This is a genomic window from Pseudomonas sp. NPDC086251 (assembly GCF_044746405.1).
Classification (GTDB): Bacteria; Pseudomonadota; Gammaproteobacteria; order Pseudomonadales; family Pseudomonadaceae; genus Aquipseudomonas.
Genome location: NZ_JBIVBY010000005.1, coordinates 61,387 through 82,245, shown reverse-complemented (window position 1 = coordinate 82,245; position 20,859 = coordinate 61,387). Strand labels below are relative to the sequence as shown.

The following is a 20,859-nucleotide window of genomic DNA, read 5'->3' as shown; positions in this document are numbered from 1 at the left end:
TTAGCACTTCTTTTTTTAATTCTATTGGGATAGATATGGGAAGCTCGGGGGGAGCCTTGGTTTTTCGCCAACATCTGGAAACCTTTTTCAGCGTTTCCCTAGTAGGTTGAATAGTATGTCTTACAAGTAGAATATTTCGAAAGTTGCGGAGCCATCTAGATTTATGATTTGAGTCCTATCTAAATTTTGTACTGGTTGTATAGAGGGTAATACTCGAATGGAGACCGACATGGAGTGAAGGACTGAGGAACGCCGTTTCGAGGTTCGTACCCTCTTTGAAATCTAATAAGATTTTGGCTATTCGGAGGAAGTGTATTCGCTGTACCTGGATAACTCTGCCAGGAAGTACCGTTACCGCTAAGCGTCAAGCCTAAAGCTCCGTCTAGCAGGGCATTTGCATCGAACTCAATACGATATGAACCAATCGGGTTTTGAGAAGAGTCTACGCCCCAACCAAATTCGCTGCTATTGACAGCTGTGCCAAATCTATTGGATGTGATATTAAATACCATTGTAGCAGACGAGCTGCAAGTGATGTTAAATGTCGACGCCTGCGCAGGAAGCAGAATGGCGGTCCCGGTGGACTGAATTATCCCGAAATTGAAACTGCCGCCATTACCAAAGGTGGGAGAGCACGACGCTACCGGTATTGAGCGTGTTACGCTAAGGTCCGCCACACTCCCAGCAGGACTTTTTAATTATTACTGCGACAAGTAGAAATATAATTGATTTAATATTCATGTGCTTTTTCCTTTGCCCATACAAATAGATTCTTTTTTTGGGGCTATTTGCGAAAAACAACATATTAGTTTAGCGATTTATGTAGGGGAATACTTAAATTCGGGGGCGTTTGTCCTGAAGGCATCGCTCTTGCAACAATGGCCAATTTATCAACCAAGAGAGAGGTGTGTCATGACTGGTCCTTTCTATGCTTAGCAGCTCTATTGAGCTATACCCAGTATTCCACCATACCGATTTTCCATTCTTGGAGATGTCTATGAAGCTTGGTATTCCCCTCACAATACTACTCATGGCTGCAACGTTGTTCGGTTGTACCAGTTCATCAAGCCACTCTCTATATGTTCCTTTAGCAGCTACCCACAAAAACCCTGGACATATCGGCACCACCACTTTGACTGGCGTAGGTAATCAAACCGACTTCGACTTTTATATCAGCGGCGTGCCGACCAGTACGACGTTGCCATTGCGCATTTACTCCTTTATTAATAAAGGCAGTTGCCAGCAGCCTGGACCGATTGCCTTCGCGATGAACGATAAGGTCAATACTCAAAGTGTTGGCGGGGTCAACGGTTTTACCTTTGAAAGAAGCGCGTCGATCGCCATGCCAGAGTTATTATCCGACCATTACTCGGTCGTAGTACGTAGCGCTCCAGAAGATGGCAACGTTGATCTTTTCTGCGGTGACATCGCTAAGGCAACCCGTTAGTTCAGGCTATGCGTCTTTGCCTAGTTGCGAACTCTGATCGAGTAGGAGGCGGATTTACATCCGCCGTCCTCTCACATACATGGACGCCCCCAGTTTGCCGAGCTTTCAATTCGTGACAACACAGACGGGGTTGAGATTGCAGCCATACATCCGGACTTTATGTGAGGCTCTGCCTCTGTCCCTGATGGAATTCGCTGATCGGGCTCTTATCACCACCACGCGCTCGAAGCGCCTGTGAGAGGGCAGAGTTACCCGATCCCGGTCCGACCTGTCTTGCCATCACGTCATGATTGCCTGGGCAACCTTGGAAGAACTCCTTCTAACGCCTCAGCGCCTCATCACCTGACTCCACCGACCCGGCTACACCCCTGCGACGTCAGGGGTGTAGCCGGGTCGGAATCTGCGGTCATAGGCCAACAGCGCCCCAGGCAATCCTGGCATTTTTGTTTGCCTGTGCGATGACTGCCACATTCGTGTTGCGGCGCGCCAACAAACCTTTCAACCAATCCGCCGAGGGATCAGTTTTACTCTCGGCGTAGCGAACCACAGCTCGTGCACCATGAACCATCAAGGTGCGCAAATAGCAGTCACCCCGCTTGCTAATTCCCAACAGCGTGGACTTGCCTCCGCTCGAATGCTGTCGCGGTACCAACCCCAACCATGCTGCCATCTGCCGACCGTTGGCGAAGCTCTTTGCATCACCTACCGATGCCACCAGGGCGCTCGCTGTGATCGGTCCAACGCCTGGTATCTGCGCAAGCCGACAACTGTCTTCGTTTCCGCGATGCCACTGTTGAATTTCCCGTTCAAGTTGACATACCTGTCGGTCCAGCTCCTTCAGATGATCACCCAGACGCTGTATCAATTGCCGAAATGCTCCGGGTAGACCGTTCTCGCCATCCTCCAGAATGCCCGGCAAGCGCTCGGTGATATGCCTGATCCCTTGCGCGATGACAATGCCAAACTCACCGAGCAACCCTCGTATCGAGTTCGCTTGCGCGGTACGCGCCTTAACAAAACCCTGACGCGCACGATGCATGGCCAAAACCCCTTGCTGCTCTGTCGTCTTGATCGGCACGAAGCGCATGTTGGGTCGAGCTACCGCCTCACAAATCGCTTCTGCATCGGCAACATCGTTCTTGTTCGTTTTCACATAAGGCTTAACAAATTGTGGAGCCACCAATTTTACCGTATGTCCAAATCCCTGCAGTTTTCTTGCCCAGTGATGGGCACTGCCGCAAGCCTCCATATCGATCAAGCACGGCGCCAATACTGCAAAGAAGGAAGCAACCTGGTCACGTTTAAGCTGCTTCCTCAGTACTGGCTGGCCTCGTTCATCGACGCCGTGCACTTGAAATACGTTTTTTGCTAAGTCGATACCAACAGTCGTAAGCTTCATGGGGACGCTCCCTTCCGTTAAGTGCTATTAACACTTTCACTTTGGCACATTGATGCCGTCAGGACAGGGGGCGTCCATTCCATTACCACCGTACGTACGGATCCGTATACGGCGGTTCAAGCTATGCGGTTAAGCCGGTTTATCGTATCCAGTACCGAGACTAGTCCAAGTTGATCCCATAGCTTCTTTGTCAACGCCTGATTCATATGAGATGCCCCTGAGCTCCACCATGGGCCGCGGCCATTGAAAGCTGATTTGCAGGCGCGTGCTTCGCTAAGCCCCAGACGCATCAGGTTACTCGCCCTCGTTGAGGGCTGCTTCCATTGACGCCAGACGGCACAGCGAAGCTTGCGACGCACCCAGCCGTCAATTTTCTCAAGTGGCCGTTTGCTTGGACTTAGCTTGAAGTAGCCTGCCCAGCCACGCAGCACTGGGTTTATCCGCTCGATGACATTCGCCATCTTGCGGCCCCGCGCTCCGCGCAGCAGGTCTCTGAGTCGGTCGCGCAAGCGACGCAGGCTCAGTCGCCACTCGCAACTTTGGCTGCCGATGCCAGCTCATTCCATAGCCCAAGTAATCACATATCCACGACCCGGCGACTCGGCTCTTTTCCCGTTTCAGCGTCAGTTTCAGGCGCTGTTTCAGGAAGCGCTCAACGCCAGCCATCACCCGTGCACCTGCCCGTTGGCTACGCACATAGATGTTCGCATCGTCGGCATAGCGCACAAAGCGATGACCCCGCCGTTCCAGTTCACGGTCGAGTTCGTTGAGCAGGATGTTCGACAGCAACGGCGAGAGCGGGCCGCCTTGCGGCGTCCCTTCCTGCCGTCGGCTGACGAGCCCACCTGCCATTGTTCCCGGCCTCGAGGTAACGGCGGATCAGCGTGAGCACACGCTTGTCTTCGATTTGACGCGACACATAAGCCATCAGTACATCGTGGTTGACCCGGTCAAAGAACTTCTCCAGATCGAGTTCCACGCACCAGCGGTGGCCCGCCGCCACATGGCCGCGAGCGGTTTCGATGGCTTGATGAGCGCTTCTGCCCGGACGAAAACCGTAGCTGTAGTCCGAAAACAGAGGATCGAAGATCGGCGTGAGCTGTTGCAGCAAAGCCTGCTGGATCAGGCGGTCCACGACGCAGGGAATGCCCAACTGCCTTGTACCGCCTTTGGGTTTGGGGATGTTGACGGCGCGCACACCTTGCGGGTGATACTCGCCAGCCAGCAGCCGAGTCTTGAGGATCGGCCAATACTGTTTAACGTAGCCTGCCAATTCGTCGACCGTCATGCCATCGGCACCCGGTGCGCCCTTGTTGCTGACTACGCGTTGATACGCACGCCTAAGGTTGGCCGGTGCAAGCACCCGCTCCATCAGCGTGTCCGGCTCCGCGTTCGTCCACGTCACAGACGCCGCCGATACCTGTGCGCTGTCAGCCGTCATCCTCGGATACTGTCCGGGACTCGGAGTAACAGTCTTCTCTTGGAGAAATTTCTGCATTACGGTATTCAACGAGACTTTGACGCCTACTGGCGGCATAACCTGTTCGGCCCTTGGTGACGGGGTTATTCGTCACTTACTACGGCTTCGGCTGACTTCTGCATGCTCATCCCGTCGCCTCGCGGCGCTCGGTAGCACAGTGGCAAACGTGCAGATCTCCCAGGGTAATTCGCGCGACCTTCCTGCTTATGCCTGTCGGATCTACGTCACAGCGTTCCGTGCAAGTATCGGGCTTTGACGATTATGGCCGTCTTACCCCGCTGCGCCGCCGCTATCCGCTTGCTGTTCGTCAGGCCAGCATTTTGCCTCGGGCTTCCTTCAGATTCGCAGTCACCCGCGACACCCTTGCCTCTGGCTAACACTTCCCCTTGCCGGGTCTGTAGAGGACTTGCACCTCCAAGTCACCAGCGTGGCCACCACAGCCAAGCTGGTTACGCTTACGCGCAACGCGCCATGCCTGGCGCACATGAAAAAAAGGGCGCTTCAGGGCGCCCTTGGATGGGATCTTCGTATTCCCGAATCTGGTTGTAGATAAACCCGAAATGGCTGGCATTGAAGTGGGTTTAAGCGGGATAAAGTGAGACTAGCCGAGCTGAAACGAAACTAGGCGAAACTGGAGGGCTGATTTCACTCCCCGGGGCTCTCCGTTTTGGAGTCGTAACGAATGCTCTCATGCTGCGTTTTCACGTTGACCTGCCTGCCCGTTATCTTGTGAGACCCAAGCCCAAATCGCCGAGCGACTGACCGAACACGTGCGTTCCTTATGGGCCGCCGGTGCGCCGGGATATCGCTCGATGGCCGAACAGGGGAGTGCGGTGCTGTTCCACCTGTCGCAGGCGGCAGGCTGGATGGACGTCACCTTGGCGCAGTGTCAATTAACCCGCAGTTACGTTGAGGCCTACCGCCGCTAAGCGTTGCTGGCTATGCACGATAAGGACGCCCGGTTGTTTTTCGACACGCGGGTACCGCGCATTCGTCGCCACCGTGAAGGTTTGAAGCCGATGGACACCATCGTTGGCGACGTGCACCCGATTGACATCGAGCTGACCCGCGCCGATGGCACGGCGGTGATGCCTCGGGCGATTGCCTGGATGGACGTGGCCATCCACCGCTTGCCCCATCCGGGTTATTTGGAGTACGCCCTCGACGCGCAACTGAAAGGGGGCGAACGGGTGAGCTTCGGCACGACCCTGGCGCCCAAGGGGAAAGTGTTGGTGCGTCACCTGAAACGGCAGCACTACCTGTCCAAGCCGTAAACCTGTAAGGGAGCTGGATGACGGCGTTATTTGAAATGCGAATCCGGGTCGGCGGCGACCCGCGCGGCTTCGGACATTTACCGAGCTGCGTGACGAACTGGCCAAACTGAGTCATCCGGCGTGCCCGGACGTCGACTGGGCCAAGGTCGAGCAGTTGTGCCTGACGTTGTTCCACCACAACGGTGCCGAGCTGCAAACGGCCGCCTTTGCACTGGCGTGCAGCCAACGCCATGGCCTAGAGGGCATGGCGCAAGGGGTGACGCTGATCGAGTCGCTGTGTAGCGAATGGTCAACCGTGTGGCCGCCGATGGTCTCGGGGCGCTTGGAGATTCTGGCCTGGCTGTTTACCCAATGGCAGTCGTTGCTGCGCCACCTGCGGATCACGACCCAAACATTGCCCGTCCTTGAACACCTGAGTCGTGAGTTGGAGCGATTAGTCACTCAGTTGCAACGTCAGGGACAAGTGCGTCTGGTCACCTTACAGCCGCTGCGCCATCAGGTGAGCAGCCTGATGCTGCGCCTGGAGCACAATGCTTTTTTCGGTGAACTGTTGCCGATCTCTACGAGAGTCCCGGAACCGGCCTTCGTGATGCCGGTGGTCATTCTGCCCGCCCACCCGATGCCGGAAGTGCCACCTGCGGCTTGGCAAACCCGCAAGAACTATATCGTCCTGTGGCTATTGGCGCTGACCGTTACTATCGCCCTGGTGTGCGGGGTTTGGTGGAGGAGTCAAATGGCAGGACACCACCAATCGCAACAGGCCGCAAACGACGCGGTGCGCCTGGACAGCCTGTCTCTGTTCGGCGCCGGCAGCGCCGAACTCGAGCCAGACTCGACCAACGTGCTGATCAACGCCTTGGTCAACATCAAGGCTCAACCGGGCTAGCTGATCGTAATCGTAGGGCACACCGACTCCACTGGCGACACCGAACAGAACCTGCAACTCTCCTACACGCGCCTTGGCCGTGCGCAACTGGATGCAGCGCATGAGCGACATCTCCGACAACTGTTTTGCCGTCCAGGGTGCGGCAGGGAGAGCGAGCAACCGACGTATGGATATTCAGCTGGTGCCGCGACCGGAGGCTTGTTGGCCCCCCCTTCAAAAGCCCATTAAAGTAGGCGTGCTGTAAAAATGTTTTGGATCGTTGCACCGACTTGTCCGATTATTTTGCACTCGAACTAACCAGCCGTCTGCACCGGGCTTGACCAGCATGCTTCGTGATGATTACTGGCGGAGAACGGCCAAAAGCGGGCACGACAGGTCGGCAATCCTGCGCGGAGCTCGACTGGTTTTGTCCTTATGTCTAAGTGTTTAAGGTCATACAAGCAATAGGGGGCGTGCCACCATATCGCCCCCTCCAGAAATCTTTTCTGCCTCCAGGTAATCGCCATGGACGATGTAGTCATAACGCATTTGGATGTGAACCAGAGCTGGCAAAACCATCTCTTCAATTTCACTCTCGACGATCCCAAGACGAACGCACCCGGGCAGCGCAAGCCGCAACTGGCTGCGCTTTATGCGACCTTGGGGCACCTGGTGGTTGATCCCGCTTCCACCGGCACAGTGGTCATGCCGACCGGCACAGGGAAGACCGACACCATGCTCGCGCTGATCATCGCTGCGAGGATGGCCAGAACCTTGATCCTGGTTCCCTCGGACGCCCTCAGGACGCAGTTGGTGGGCAAGTGCACGGAGATGAAGACTCTCCGCACCGTGGGGGCGGTATCGGACACGGCGCGCAACCCCATTGTTGCAGCCATTGATTCGAAGCTGTCTGAGGCGCAGGTTGCAGAACTTGCTACTGACAACATCATTGTGGCCACTCCCCAGGCCCTGCTGCTATTCGAAGACGCCGCCTTGGGGGCGCTGGTGAACATGTGCAGCCACCTGATGATCGATGAGGCTCACCATGTGGGTGGCAGCGAGTTGGAACCGAATCAAAACCGCCTTCAGCGGCAAACCTTGTAGTCAGTTCACAGCGACGCATTCCGGGAGGATGGTCTGGCTCTGGCCGGCATGATCATCTACAACTACCCGCTCCGGGATGCGCAGCTTGATGGCTATTTCAAAGGCATCGAGTTCCATCCGGTACGAGAATACAACCTCAAGCTGTCCGACCAGGCCATCGCAGACAAGGCTGTTGAGCTGCTGCAGGCTGACCTCAAGGCTGGGTACAACCATTTGATGATGGTGCGGGCCAAGTCGCACAAGCGGGCGACAGACCTGTTTGAGATTTACAAGCAGCACGCCGACCTAACGCCAGTCCTGATTCACAGCAAGGTGCCGAACCAAGCCAGAGTGATGGCGGAGATCGTCGAGAAGAAGCACCGGATCATCGTCTGCGTCGACATGCTTGGGGAAGGCTTCGATCTGCCTGAGCTCAAAATCGCCGCAATTCATGATCAACATCAAAGCCCCGCGGTGACGCTCCAGTTCATTGGTCGGTTGACGAGGGTTGATGCCGCCCTTGGTGATGCCAAGTTCGTGGCGAACATCGCTAACCAGAAAACCGACCACCAGATGGCAGAACTCTACAAGGAGAGTGCTGACTGGGGTGCAGTCATTCGCAACGTGAGCGAGCAAAAGGTAGGTCGGGAAATTGAGAGGGCGGACTTCAACGAGCAGTTTGCTGACGGTGACGATGCCCAAGTGATTTTTGGGCTGAACCCGAACCCCAAAATCAGCGCCGTGGCGTATCACGTCTCCTCTAAAGACTGGACACCACAGCGTGCGCAGGGTCTGGATGGACGCAGGGAAACACTGCAGTACATCTCGATCAATGATCAGGCCGATACCGTCATTGCCGTGACTCGGCGAGAGACTATGGTTGGGTGGGCTCAGACCGAAGAAATCGTCGATACCAATTGGAATCTGTACATTGCTTTCTATAACAAGGCGCAGAAAACCCTGTTCATTCACACCTCAGGTGACGATACCCAAGCAACTCGCTTTCTCAACCTGGTAGCCAAAGACCCTCGTCGCATCAATGGTGAGCCGACCTTCCGTGCGCTCCACGACATCAAGCTGATGAAGCTGCAGAACGTTGGCCTGTCCCGCGCCCGGAAAGACCTGCGATTCACGATGCACGTGGGGCGCGATATCAACCAGGTGATTAGCGACATCGAGAAAGGCAATGCGACAAAGTCCAACATCTTCGCCACCGGTTTTGAGGATGGAGAACGAACCACTGTGGGCTGCTCGCACAAGGGCAAGATTTGGGAGATGAACTCCTCTCCAATGAACTACTGGGTCGAGTGGATGCAAGCGCATGTCGGTCAAACTCAACGACAACACCATCGACCCTGCTGACGTACTTAAAAATGTCATGCGTGTTGACCAAATCAAGGACAGATGGCCAGAAGGCCTGTTCTACGTTGACCGGCCTGTGTCGATCGCGATCGAAAAGGGGCAAAGGATCTCGCTATATTTTCAGGGAGAGACTTTCAATCTTCTCGACGTCGAGCTTGGTAAGCCTGAGTACAGTGGCGCGCGGACGCTGGAGATCCCGTCCTTGTCGCGGGTGACGATGGCGAAGAGCGTCGCCACCATCGCTATCAAGTTGTTGGAGGACGGATACAAGACCTCCTGCCCAGGTGTGAAGATCCTTTACCCCCACGAAATGCCACTGGACTCCTACCTGGATGCAGAGCCGCTTGTATTGCTCAAGGTCGACGGTTCCATGGTGCAAGGCAACTACAGTCAGTACTCGCTCAACAGCATGGATGTAAAACTGCCTGCCGGCTTGCTCGAACCCTGGGATTGGGGAACGACGAAAATCCATCAGGAGTCCATGCGTGCAGAGCGACGTAAGGACTCAGTACAAGGCTTCACCTTTGACAAGATTGCTGATGACTACTCCATCGTCTTCAATGATGACGACAAAGGCGAAATTGCTGATCTGGTGGCAATTCGGGAAAACAAGGACGTCATCTACGTCGACTTTTACCACTGCAAATTCTGCCCTATGACGGATGGCATGGCCGCGCCTGGGGCGCGCGTCGCCGACGTCTACGAGGTTTGCGGTCAGGCGTCGAGATCGGTGAAATGGCTGTACACGGGCGAAAAGTTCTTCAACCGACTGATGGATCGCTACCAGCAATCACTGCTGAAGGACTTCGACAGAATTCTGAAAGGCACGCCTCAGCAGCTGGAGATACTGCGCAACAAATGCCACGACCATGAGCTGATCTTCGAAATTGTGATCTTCCAACCCGCGATATCAGCAAAGAAGGTGTCGAAGGAGCAGTTGGCCGTCTTGGGAACGAGCTACTCATACATCAAGAGCATCTCGGGCTCGGACCTCAAGGTCATTGTTAGCCCTTAATTGACTTGCACCAGCGGAATTGCAGCTGATTCCGCTGATGTCATGCTGTGATCCACGCCTCCGATATCGGCTTTGCTTTTTCCATCACAAGCTTGTGGCAGCCTGAAACGTCCTAAATTTCCAAGGTACTCGATGACCGCTTCTGGCCGCTCTCTACCAGTCCAAAGCGTCAGGTCAAACTCTTACAAACCATTGGTCATCAGGACGTAACATCCTGACTCCGGGGGAGCAACAAGCCTGACGCCGAGGGATGAGCTGTTTTTTGACACCCCGGCCCAAAGATGAACACCGCGATCAAGAGGGTGACTTACACAGTCACGGGTGCTTTTCTGATGAAGTCTACAAATCGTCCGCGGGGAAGTGGACTGAAGGCATAGAAAACCCACATGTGAATGAGTTGAACATCGACATTGGCTGATATGCATATCGCGCTCAGTTGCGTATTCCGCCATCGGCCGTCCGAACACACCCACAGAGTTGAGATTCAGCCTATGACAGAAGAAAACTCGGCTCTTGACCGGGCGTGTGAGGATTTCGAACATTTCATAAAGTACATCCTTGAGCCTGCAAAGAACGATTTAGCGGCGAAGGTCCGGAAAAACGCGATCTCGCTCCACCAGGCGTACGGTGCAAACCTGATTTTGGCTCACAGCGTTGATTACTTGCAGGCGGTGCGATCGGCAGATGGGATAAAAGAGACTCGAAAGGATCTAGTCGCAGCCTTCGATGAAAAACTCTCTGTTCCTAGGGCATATCGCAATCGGAAAATGGAACTGATCGACGGAATAAACAACGCGTAAAACACATTCGAATAGACCCGGCACGGTACAAAGGTCTGGGTGAGCGCTATGGGCAAATATCCTTTCAGAGTTTGATGGAGGAGGGGCGCGTGTTGTGTCATCTTGAGGAGTACCGATTCGACTACTGTCGTGTGGTGTTCTTGCCCGCCCTGAGAGCCTTGTCGAACTGGGAATTTGATGGCACAGACGACGTTGTGAGTTTCGCTAGCGGCGAATACATCGTTGCGGAGAGCTCGTCGTACCTTGATACGTACGATCCCTTTGACCCATCAACGGCGATCGATCAAATGATCGAGCTCTGCAATCCCCTTGCTTGATCTGTGATCAGTCGCATGATGAATGCTTCTGTTCAAAGTACGTGTTCGCCGGTGAAAGTGGCCGGTTTGAGCCTGCATACACTCCTACTGCTGGCGAAATCGATGAGAGCTGATGAGCCATATATCGCCCTCGAGCCCCCAGCGGTGACCACACATAGCGAAGCGCATTTTGCTCGAGGCTCCTGGCACGCTGCAACAGCATCACTCATTACTTGCAGTGGAAACGGTAAAAGGACGCCGGGTTAGTGCTGCGTCGGGCACGTAATTCACTCACACACAGCGGCGGAAAATTTGCTCAGTTCCCATTTCCCAAAAAGGGTTTGCACGCGGGAGCGGTAAGCGACGAGCTCTACCTATCAGCGTGCAGCATGCTGATGCTCACTCCGGTGCCTGAAGCAATGTAGAATCGCGACCTGAATTTGCTCAGGATTAACTATCAATGCTGGCGCTCCGGGACTCATGGTTCATACGCAGAAAAATGGAATGCCCATGGTTACAGTGGAAAAAAATCGAACGTTGCCACGGTCGTGAAGATCGGCCTGGCTGCTGTCGTAGCAGTTGGATTGTTGGCGGATCGCATGGTGTGGGTTGACCAGGTCGTGGGCAGAATAAATTTGGCCAACACCCAAATCTCCGATGTGAATTGTTCAGCGGGTGATTGGCTCGAGGTTACACCCGGGAAAGATGCCCATTAACCGATGCGCTACCGTTGCGGGTTTATGTTTTGGCCGGTCTACCGCTCGGGCGAATCGCTGATTGCCACTGATGCGTTGAATAAACTCAGGTCCTGAAGTGCCTCTGGCAGCACTGGCAATACTGGCTCGCACCAGCCACTCAGTAATCACTTACGGAGCCGCGTTACCCAGGGCGATTACCCTCATCACCATCCCGCGTAATGCGACACCAGCCGCCCCCAATTAGGTAGTGCTGATCCATTGTCACGCAGAATGTTCATAGCGTCCGCGGCGAGGACCCGTGTCGGGCAACCTCCGATCAAAAAGTCGGAGAAAGTGTTGCAAATTAAACTGGCGATCTTTTACATCGCGACCAACCAGACCAGGGTAAGGCCGAGATCAGAGGTGCGCGGGTGTTCATAACCTGGCGTCCTCAGCGCTAAACTAATTTAAGTTCGCCAGCAGCGGGCAGGACGCTTGTTGGCAGGTAGAGCGAGGTCCATCATGTGGACTCCATCCGCGCAGCGTCGGCCATGGATAAGCAGCTTGTAGGCCTATCAATTGCAATAGCGATCCTCTGGATCTCTGCGGTTTCGTTAGTCATCTATTGGATGATGTAGTGAAGATAATCTTGACCATCAGCAACACTCTCGTCACTGAACTCATCGGTATTGCTGGGTGACATCATGGGCGAGCTGCTGTTTCTCGATACTTTAACCGACAGTGCGGTTTTGGGCGGCAGCTTGGTGCCCAACGGCTGGCATAACTTGCTGGAGCCGACGGCCCAGGCCAAACGGTGTTGAGCGCCCTACGCCTGTTCAACTTCCTCGAAATTGTCGCGCAATTGCGTAGTCCGGGTTGTTGCGGAAGTGGAGATGCCGAAGGATTGGCGCTGGTGGCGCCGCGTTTATTCGGCCTGCCGCAGGATGTTTGCAAACAGGTGCACCAACCCGGGCACGTTACCGCGGTGGCAGGATGGGTTTAGGGCGGTAGATTGACGTTACATCGGGTTGTATTCATTCGAGAGCAGGTTCGCTCCCACACTCAAAACACTGTGGAAGCGTGCCTGCTTGCGTAGTTTTTACTTTTACTGGCACGGTCGGACTTTGAGTTACTCAGCCGCAGCCTTCGCCAGATCCGGCGGCAGGAAGTCCTTGTCCGGGTTGTAGTTGGGATTAAGCCAACGGGCCAGATCCTGCAAATCCCCCGGATTCAACGTGCCGGCCGCCTGCTTCAAGCGCAGGTTGTCGAGGATGTAGTCGTAGCGGGTGTTGTTGTAGTCGCGTACCGACGTGTAGAGCGAGCGCTGCGCATCCAGCACGTCGACGATGTTTCGCGTCCCTACCTGGTAACCGACTTCGGTCGCTTCCACCGCGCTCTGGTTGGAGATGATCGACTGCTTGCGCGCCTGCACCTGCTCGACGTCGGTATTCACCGCGCGGTGCAGATCGCGGGTGTTTTCCACGATTTGCCGAAGCAGCGATTCGCGTTGCTGTTCGATCTGGTCCAGTTGCGCGTACGACTGGCGTACCTGAGAATCGATCAGGCCGCCGCTGTAGATCGGGATGTTCAATTGCAGTCCCACCGACGTCTGCTCAACGTTGCCCCCGTAAGCTTGGCCAATGGCACTCGGGTTGCTGAAACCCAGCGCATCATTATCGCCTTTCTCGTATTTGGCTACGGCATCCACGGTCGGCGCATGGCCGGCCTTGCGCTGCTTGAGGGTTTGCTCGGCGGCGCTGACCGCGTAGTTGCTGGCGAGCAGATTGAGGTTCTGCTTGGCTGCGGTATCGACCCAGGCTTTGGCATCGTTCGGCGCTGGCGGCAGGATTGGCAAGTGGTGACTGATGCCCTGGATCGAGTTGTAGCGGCGGTTGGTCAGGCTTACCAAAGCCTCGAAGGCGTCATCGACCTGGCGCTGCGCGACGATGCGGTTGGCGTGGGCGGTGTCGTAACTGGCTTGTGAGTTCAGGACGTCGGTCTTGTCCGAGAGGCCTACGTCGAAGCGTTCGTTGGACTGATCCAGTTGACGCTTGAACGCGGCTTCCTCAGCCTTGGTCGAGGCCAGGTTGTCCTGGCTGCGCAGCACGTTGAAGTAGCTGTCGGCGGTTTGCAGAATCAGGTTCTGCTCGGTGGCTGAGAGTTGCAGGGCGGCCTGTTCGTTTACATCCTGGGCGGCCTGGAACTGGAACCAGCGATCGGCCCGCAACAGCGGCTGCGCCAGCGTCGCCTGGTAAGAGTGCGCATGGCGGTTGGCCGTGGCCGACGGCTGATCGATCGCCGTACGCACGCTGCTGACGTTGGCGCCACCGGACAGGTTGGGCAGCAGCCCGGCGCGGGCCTGTGGCACGACTTCTTTCTGGGCGCCATATTGGGCGACGGCGGCGGCCAGGTCGGCGTTGTTGTCCGCCGCTGCCTGATAGACGCTGACCAGATCGGTTTTGGTCGATAAGGGCGCTTCGGCTGCCCAGGCCATTGACGTGGACGCACAATACACGGCAACAGCCAGTGAGAGTTTGCGCAGCATTGAGGTGATTCCTAGCATTTTAATAGATGAAAATAACTCTGGCGCCAAGGTATGGCGCGGCCATGACAGCGTCAAGGCGCGGTGTGGCAAAGCGGATATTGTTGTGGATTCGGGTGGCAATCCTGCACGCCACCCCCACACCCCTGGCGCGACTGATCCCTCGCCGACGCTAGTGATGCACGAGGACTGTTGGGGTAAAAGGGTCAGGTCGAGAAATTAAATAAGCGAGTCAAGCAGGGTGTGTTGAACAGACATAAAAAATCCGCTGCCCGGCCTCTGGCAGTAGATTTTCGGATAACCCCGCATAGCCTCAAAGGCTTACATAAACAGTTCCACGTCTCAGTGGCGCTTGTTTACTCATTCTGAAATCTGGGGTTTGGCTCCGCCTGAATAGCTCGCATCCTGTACTTCAGATGGCGTTTTTTTAGGTTTGAAAGTGACAAAAAACTCAAACGCCTGAAGCCATCCTGCCCCCCAAATTAAACGTAAATTCAATAGCGTGGGAGCAGGATAGCGTGTCATGAGTGATGACCCGGTCATTGCTTAAGCCAGTTTCCTCGACTCGCCGATGTGGAACCGATCCGCCAAAAACGGCGTAATATCCAGCGGCAAGGGTTCGTGGTTAACCAATTTATCTAGCAACACCCCGGTAATCGCCGATGTCAGAATCCCCGTGCGAAAGTGCCCACACGCGTTGAGGTACCCCCCTATCCCCGTCATGGCCCCTAGAATGGGCAACTCATCGGGAGATCCGGGACGCAACCCCGCCCAAGTGCGTTTAAGGTTCACATCGGCCAATTGCGGAATACAACGCACTGCGCCTTGCACCAAGCCTGCTATTTCCGGATAGGTGGTGGTGACGTCGAAACCTTTATCTTCCGTGGTGCTACCAATCAAAATCTCGCCATTGTCCTTTTGCGCCACGTAACAATCGCTGGTGGTCAAACAGCCCTGCAGCATCTTCGGCACACGCTCCGTCAGCAAGATTTGCCCTTTTACCGGGTTTACCGGAATCCGCTTCCCAGTGGCCATCTCACTCAAGTCCGCCGCCCAAGCACCCGCCGCGTTGATCAGCGTTTTGCAGTGAAACACCCCGGCTTCGGCGGTCTGTACACCGCTGACCTGCGGCCCGTTATGCAAAACGTCGGTAATGTTGGTGTTAAAATACATGTCTACGCCGTTCTGCCGCGCGCCTTCAGTGTAGGCATCGGCTAGCCGAAACGGACTGACTTGATGGTCGCAGAGAAACTCCAGTGCGCCTTGGGCCTCGTGACTGACATTCGGTTCGGCTTTGCGTAATGTCGCTTGATCGAGCCACCGAATCTGATCGGCCAGATGCGGGATACAGGCCACGATGTGTTCGGCGTAAAGGCGGTCCTCATCGTCATAGATCACAAATTTAAGACCGGTCTGCTCGAACTTGAAATCCATGCCGTGTTTCTCGAGGAGTTCCTGGTGCAGGGCCGGGTACATGGCGTTGGACTGCAAGGCGAACTCAAAAAACGCCTGAGGCAGAATGTGCGGGGTACTGGCATCCACAGCCACCGCCGAGCCCTGGGCTTCGCGTTTGCGATGGGCGGACATCATCCGAAAGAAAATCACCCCACAGCCCAATCCCACCGACTCGCCGATCGCCCACAGGCCACCTGCCGACGCACGGGTCGCGTTGCCTGGGCGCTTGGAATCGATCAGTGCGACCTTGAGGTGTTTGCGTTTGGATAACTGGTAGGCGCAGGACGCTCCAATCACGCCGCCACCTGCAATGATGACATCATAAAACTTATTCATGGCATGCACCTTCGGTGTCGACTGACTGGAACGCTGAAAAGGGCAGCGGATCGATCGGAAAGCGCGGGCGCAACCAGCCCACGTCCTGGCGCCCGGTGGCTTCGCGCAAACGGTCAGTGCAGTAGCCGATGCACATCCGTCCCTGACAATCGCCCATGCTGATCCGGGTGCGCATTTTCAGGCTGGCAAGGTCTTGAACGCCTTGCTCAAGCGCCCTGTCGATGTCGCCACGGGTGGTGTGTTCGCAGCGGCAAATGACTGTGCCAGCGGCAGGCAGTGCCGTCTGCCCGGCGCCACGCTCAGTGTATCGATCCACGGCGGCGCGAAAACGTACGATCGGGTTGAGTTTGGACAGATAGTAACTGCGCTGCTTGAGCGCCAGTTCTGAGTCCAATACATCACGCTGTAACATGATCGACACCGCCGCAATTTTTCCCGCCAGCATCGCTGCTTCACCGCCACGAATCCCCCCCATGTCACCCACCAGATGGACGTGTGGCTCGCTGCTTTGCTGCCAGATATTGGTTACGGCCCGCAAGTAACCGTCGTCGCTGAACTCGTGGTTCAAGCCCATTTGCTGACTGAGTTGAGTGCGCGGGATGAAGCCGTAGCCGACCGCGAGGGTTTGTGCAGGAATCTGCAGGGCGCGGTCCCGATCCGCGACCCAAGTGCGGCTATAAGGCGCCACAGTGACCGAGCTCAACTCGCCGTCGCCCTGCGCCGCCACGACCCCCCAACCGTAGCGTACCGGTATGCCATGCATTTTAAGAAAAGCGAGCATGCTCAAGCCGTCGAGGAACAATTGCGGCTTGTTCAACAGCGCCAGACTTTCCTTAGCGATTTTTCCGAACGCACACGCCTCGAATACCCCGGCGACCGTTACGCCGCAGGCGTGCAATTGACACGCCACGAGCGGTAACAAGGGCCCCGTCCCGGCAATCACTACCGGCCCTTGCGGCCTAACCACCCCGCTTTTGATTTGTAGCTGCAAGCCGCCCAATAACATGACGCCGGGCAACGTCCAGCCGGGAAACGGCACGCTACGCTCGTGGCAACCCGCTGCCAGCACCAGTTGTGGGTATTCGAACTCCTGCAAACGCTCTTCGCCATCCAACACCAACAAACGGCTACCTTGCGCACCGATCACACGATGATTCAGGCGCACCTCTATCAGCGCCGAATAGTCCTGAAACTCTTCGTGCAAGTGGGTCAGCGCTTGCCAATAACGCGGCCCCAGGTAGTCCAGCTGCACACCCTCGCGCAGCGGCCCCCGATAGACAACCCCACCCAGCCGTGACGCTTCTTCGAACAGTGTCGTACGTACCCCATGGCGGGCCAGTTCAATGGCTGCCGCCATACCCGCGGGCCCCCCGCCGACAATCACCGGTTGTCGACTCATACCCGCTCCTGCTCGGCCATGCGATTGACCAGGGTTTGCACCGACATGCCTTCGCGCACCAGGGTTTGACAGGCGCGCCTCTTGTGGCGGCCATTGATTTTCACCAGACAGCACTGGCATACCCCCATGCCGCAATAGGCGCCGCTAATTTGATCATGATCATTTCGAGCCACTTGGCGCAGGCCAAGAGATTGAATAACCGTGAGGACGGTTTCACCAGAAGCCGCACGGACCGATTGACCGTTGATGTGCAGGCAGAGGTCTGCAGTAAATGACTGGATATCAAATGTTCTTTTTATACGTGGCATTGCAGTATTGATCCTTATAATTTCGGGTAATGCTCCGCAGCGACGTCGCTGCAATACATGCTCCAAGTCCATCTGATACGTAAAAAAAGAGAGCAACTGAGCGGGTTATTTTTCAAATACGTTAGTACGACCCGAGCTCTCTTTCACTTAGGAGTTCTTAACAGCGGGTAGCCGATGTAGAGACCTACTTACCATATATCGAAACTGGGAATAATATCCAGCAGGCCGGCATGTCTCTGCGGCCCATATCGCGCAGGGAGTTGTTTCAGAATTTAAACAAATCGAGGGTTATCCTACAAACTTGCGGCGAGCATCCTACGCCCCTGCATGCAACACACATTTAATTAGGCCCTGAATAGCCGGGGGTGTGAAGGCGCTGCACATGTCCTCGGACCAATCCGCTTGTTATCTTCAGCGGCTCGCCTACTATTGCCCCAGATCAACACTAACAGCGCTCCCGTACTTAGGGCGCCGGGACTTATCTGGCAGTGGTGGCCCACCTGTAATACACCGGGATGGCGCGGCGGGAAACGAACGACGTGTTCTCTACGCCCTCAGTATCGATATAAAAAACGGCATTCAATGCCGGGGTCAGTACTGGGTCAATGGCGCTTGACGGAGCGGTAAAGCTCGTCGGCAAAACCACGCGCCCATCCGTTCTGGAAAGTTCTGGCGCCTGCTTCTACGTAGATTTACGGAGAGTATATCGAATGAAGTAATTCCCTACGCGAAATGAAGAAAATCGCCGGTTGCGACAGTGGCCATCAATGCCATGTTGATCCCAACAGGTGCAGGGCATTGACCAAGTGGTTTGGCCGGTACAACACCAGGCGGATGCAGATGGAACAGGGCGTTCAGTGGGGGGAGCCAACGTCAATTTCTTCCAATACGGGGTTCTCGGGAGATCGCAGACGCGTGCTCAACCGACTCAACCTGACGGTGGCCATGATGCTGACCTCCGGCACCTTGGTGCAGGCGGCTGAATTTCAGGTGCAGGTGCACCTCAATGTGCAGCGAGGTTGCCAAATGATTGAGCAACGCGACACCAGGAGGATCGAACAGGCGGGGGCGCTCGATTTTGGCGCCACCAGTCGTTTGGACCCGCTCAACGGGCCCCTGAGTGCCGAGCTGGACACGTCCCGTGTGCCGCACTTGGTCTGTAATCCAGACACCCTTTATCAGGTGCAAGTGGATGGCGGCCAGCATGGGGGTGTCGGCGACGTTCGTTATTTGGCCACCACGGTAGCGCCCGCGCAGTCCATTCCCTACCGTATCTATCAGGATGCAGCCCGACACCGTCCCTTGTCAGTCAACGTTCCGTTCGGTGGGCGTGTGGCCGATTCGGGGGTCGCGGCCTTACCGCTGTATGCGCGCATTGACCGATTGGCCGACATTCCGCACGTGGGCCATTACAGCGACGTGTTGAAAGTGACCCTAAGTTGGTAATCCAAGGCGCCAGGACGTGCGTCCATCCCTTCACGGCCAAGGAGCCGCGTGCCGCGCAGGACGTCCGGGCACATGCGCTCGTGCTGGTGCTGCTGTGGGTGGCAGCCGATGCCCATGCCGTCAGCAACGGTCAGATTTATGCCCGGTTGACCCTGTTTGATGGCTGCGTCGTTACCAGCGGTAGGCCGTCCGCTTTCGGTGAGCTGCAGGGGGAGGGGCCCAGGCTCGACTTTGGGGACCGCGGCCCAACCTGGACCTCTGCGCTCAAGGCTTCGGTCAACGCCACCGTGATGGGCCGGCTCGCGGTGGCGTGCTCCTCGTCGGTCGCCGATATCCGCGTGGCGATCGATGCGGGCCTACATGGCGACGGCAGCACGCGGCGATTAAGCAACGGCCGCCAGACGCTCCCTTATCAACTGTTTCTCGACCCGGCGAATACTGAAAGCTACCGCATTAACCAGCCACACCCGTATTCGCTTCTCGGTCGGTCCAGCCTTCTGATTCCCATTTATGGGTGGCTGACGAGCAATAGTCATGCGCTGGCGTCCGGTATTTATAGCGATACCTTGACCGTGACGCTGGATTGGTAAACCACAGCAGGAGCGTCATCATGCAGGTACTTGTAGCTCGAATCAGCGCATCAGCACTGGCCCTGGCCTTGGCGGGCAGTGCGAATGCGCTGACCACCGTCACTGGCCAGATTGACGCCAGCTTGATCCTCACCAGCAGTTGCCTGGTCAACGGGGCAAGTGGCGGCAGCGGACTGAACTTTGGCTCGCTGGATTTTGGCACGACTGACAGCCTATTCACCGAGGCCCAAGGACAGGTACTGGGCAGTGGCGGCGGTGCGTTGAGCATTCTCTGTTCTGCTGGCACCACCCCGGCGCTGAAAATCCGCGGCGGTAGCCATGATGGCGCATCGGCCGGCGGCAGCCGAGCCTTGGCCAATGGCGGGGGGCAGTTTGTGCCGTATGACCTGTACAAAGACACAGGACACGCTCAACTGGTGGCGATTGACGACGTCATCGCGCTGTTGCCCAGTACAGGCGTGGTGCAGACCGTCAATCTTTACGGCAAAGCCTTGGGTAAACCCGGCCTGCCAGCAGGCACGTACTCCGATACGGTAGCGGTAGAGCTGAGTTTCTAAGCGATGCACGTCCGGCCGCTCATCGCCTTGGCGCTCTTATGGGCGATTAGCCGGCCGCTGTTGGCAGTGACCAGCCAGAGCTTTCAGGTCAGCGCGAATGTCACGCCTGGCTGCCTGGTCAGTGGCGGCGTCAGCCATTACGGCACCCTGGACTTCGGCAGCCACCCGGCCGTGACCACCGACACCGTGAACATCGCGCTGAGCGGGGGCTTGCAATTGCAATGTACCTCGGGTGTGACGCTCACCCTGTTGGTCGATGGCGGGCAGCACAACACCAGTGGGCGACATCTGCAGCTCGGCACCAGCGCGAACCGAGTGAGCTATCAGCTGTTTCGTGACGTTGGACTCAGTCAAACCTTGGGCATTGGCCAAAGCGTGGCTGTGACCTACAGCGATGCGAACAACATTCGCCTCCCCATTTATGCCCAGGTGCAATTACCCGGCGATCAACCCGTCGGCATTTACAGGGACGTGCTGCTTGTGCAGCTGTCGTGGTAGCCCATCGAGCCTTCAGACTCAGGAGCATTT

17 protein-coding genes and 3 pseudogenes are annotated in these 20,859 nt (G+C 56.2%); 13 read left to right on the top strand and 7 right to left on the bottom strand.

Going from position 1 to position 20,859, the window contains the following annotated elements; genetic code table 11:
- Positions 1-179: 179 nt before the first annotated feature.
- Positions 180-677, bottom strand: a complete 498-nt coding sequence (locus ACIPL2_RS08540) for a DUF1120 domain-containing protein (RefSeq protein WP_401354923.1) — start codon at positions 675-677, stop codon at positions 180-182.
- A gap of 320 nt (positions 678-997) precedes the next feature.
- Between ACIPL2_RS08540 and ACIPL2_RS08535 the strand changes: the two genes are divergently transcribed.
- On the top strand, positions 998-1,447 hold the full coding sequence (locus ACIPL2_RS08535; RefSeq protein ID WP_401354921.1) for a hypothetical protein: 450 nt from the start codon (positions 998-1,000) through the stop codon (positions 1,445-1,447).
- Positions 1,448-1,807: 360 nt separating this feature from the next.
- Here the strand turns inward: ACIPL2_RS08535 and ACIPL2_RS08530 are convergent.
- A pseudogene (locus tag ACIPL2_RS08530) lies at positions 1,808-2,846 on the bottom strand (IS110 family transposase).
- Between the two features lie 116 nt (positions 2,847-2,962).
- Positions 2,963-4,383 (bottom strand): annotated as a pseudogene (gene ltrA / locus ACIPL2_RS08525) (group II intron reverse transcriptase/maturase).
- 713 nt (positions 4,384-5,096) lie between these two features.
- On the opposite strand from ltrA, the gene ACIPL2_RS08520 reads away from it, so the two are divergent.
- The 8 genes and pseudogenes from ACIPL2_RS08520 to ACIPL2_RS08485 form a co-directional block, all read left to right on the top strand.
- A complete protein-coding gene (locus ACIPL2_RS08520) occupies positions 5,097-5,255 on the top strand; it encodes a hypothetical protein (protein ID WP_401354919.1) in 159 nt (52 codons plus the stop codon).
- A 12-nt stretch (positions 5,256-5,267) separates the two neighbouring features.
- Entirely contained in the window at positions 5,268-5,600 is a 333-nt protein-coding gene (locus tag ACIPL2_RS08515) for a hypothetical protein (RefSeq protein ID WP_401354917.1), read from the top strand.
- Positions 5,601-5,685: 85 nt separating this feature from the next.
- Complete coding sequence (locus tag ACIPL2_RS08510) at positions 5,686-6,486, top strand: type VI secretion system ImpA family N-terminal domain-containing protein (RefSeq protein ID WP_401355213.1); 801 nt, start codon at positions 5,686-5,688, stop codon at positions 6,484-6,486.
- A 504-nt stretch (positions 6,487-6,990) separates the two neighbouring features.
- Positions 6,991-7,569 (top strand): DEAD/DEAH box helicase family protein, encoded by a 579-nt coding sequence (locus ACIPL2_RS08505; protein ID WP_401354915.1) that lies wholly within the window; start codon positions 6,991-6,993, stop codon positions 7,567-7,569.
- A gap of 48 nt (positions 7,570-7,617) precedes the next feature.
- Positions 7,618-8,910 (top strand): DEAD/DEAH box helicase, encoded by a 1,293-nt coding sequence (locus ACIPL2_RS08500; RefSeq protein ID WP_401354912.1) that lies wholly within the window; start codon positions 7,618-7,620, stop codon positions 8,908-8,910.
- On the top strand, positions 8,870-9,925 hold the full coding sequence (locus ACIPL2_RS08495) for a hypothetical protein (protein ID WP_401354910.1): 1,056 nt from the start codon (positions 8,870-8,872) through the stop codon (positions 9,923-9,925). The genes ACIPL2_RS08500 and ACIPL2_RS08495 overlap by 41 nt, the downstream gene beginning before the upstream one ends.
- A 491-nt stretch (positions 9,926-10,416) precedes the next feature.
- A complete protein-coding gene (locus ACIPL2_RS08490) occupies positions 10,417-10,725 on the top strand; it encodes a hypothetical protein (protein WP_401354907.1) in 309 nt (102 codons plus the stop codon).
- 1,650 nt (positions 10,726-12,375) lie between these two features.
- Positions 12,376-12,644: pseudogene (locus tag ACIPL2_RS08485) on the top strand (3-deoxy-D-manno-octulosonic acid transferase); the annotation flags it as partial.
- 183 nt (positions 12,645-12,827) lie between these two features.
- Here the strand turns inward: ACIPL2_RS08485 and ACIPL2_RS08480 are convergent.
- The 4 genes from ACIPL2_RS08480 to ACIPL2_RS08465 all read right to left on the bottom strand — a co-directional run bounded on the left by ACIPL2_RS08480 (position 12,828) and on the right by ACIPL2_RS08465 (position 17,738).
- On the bottom strand, positions 12,828-14,243 hold the full coding sequence (locus tag ACIPL2_RS08480) for a TolC family outer membrane protein (protein WP_401354905.1): 1,416 nt from the start codon (positions 14,241-14,243) through the stop codon (positions 12,828-12,830).
- A gap of 543 nt (positions 14,244-14,786) precedes the next feature.
- Entirely contained in the window at positions 14,787-16,031 is a 1,245-nt protein-coding gene (gene hcnC, locus ACIPL2_RS08475) for a cyanide-forming glycine dehydrogenase subunit HcnC (RefSeq protein WP_401354903.1), read from the bottom strand.
- Positions 16,024-17,430: a cyanide-forming glycine dehydrogenase subunit HcnB gene (hcnB, locus tag ACIPL2_RS08470; RefSeq protein ID WP_401354900.1), complete on the bottom strand. Its 1,407-nt coding sequence runs from the start codon at positions 17,428-17,430 to the stop codon at positions 16,024-16,026. The genes hcnC and hcnB overlap by 8 nt, the downstream gene beginning before the upstream one ends.
- Positions 17,427-17,738, bottom strand: coding sequence for a (2Fe-2S)-binding protein (locus ACIPL2_RS08465; protein WP_401354898.1), 312 nt, complete (start codon positions 17,736-17,738; stop codon positions 17,427-17,429). The genes hcnB and ACIPL2_RS08465 overlap by 4 nt, the downstream gene beginning before the upstream one ends.
- Positions 17,739-18,683: 945 nt before the next feature.
- On the opposite strand from ACIPL2_RS08465, the gene ACIPL2_RS08460 reads away from it, so the two are divergent.
- The 4 genes from ACIPL2_RS08460 to ACIPL2_RS08445 all read left to right on the top strand — a co-directional run bounded on the left by ACIPL2_RS08460 (position 18,684) and on the right by ACIPL2_RS08445 (position 20,829).
- Positions 18,684-19,184, top strand: a complete 501-nt coding sequence (locus tag ACIPL2_RS08460) for a spore coat U domain-containing protein (RefSeq protein WP_401355210.1) — start codon at positions 18,684-18,686, stop codon at positions 19,182-19,184.
- Between the two features lie 80 nt (positions 19,185-19,264).
- Positions 19,265-19,774 carry a spore coat U domain-containing protein gene (locus ACIPL2_RS08455; RefSeq protein ID WP_401354896.1) on the top strand — a complete coding sequence of 170 codons (510 nt, stop codon included), beginning with the start codon at positions 19,265-19,267 and terminating at the stop codon, positions 19,772-19,774.
- Between the two features lie 20 nt (positions 19,775-19,794).
- A complete protein-coding gene (locus ACIPL2_RS08450) occupies positions 19,795-20,331 on the top strand; it encodes a spore coat U domain-containing protein (RefSeq protein ID WP_401354894.1) in 537 nt (178 codons plus the stop codon).
- A 3-nt stretch (positions 20,332-20,334) separates the two neighbouring features.
- The gene (locus tag ACIPL2_RS08445; RefSeq protein ID WP_401354893.1) at positions 20,335-20,829 is read left to right on the top strand and encodes a spore coat U domain-containing protein; all 495 of its coding nucleotides are present in this window, start codon (positions 20,335-20,337) and stop codon (positions 20,827-20,829) included.
- Positions 20,830-20,859 lie beyond the last annotated feature (30 nt).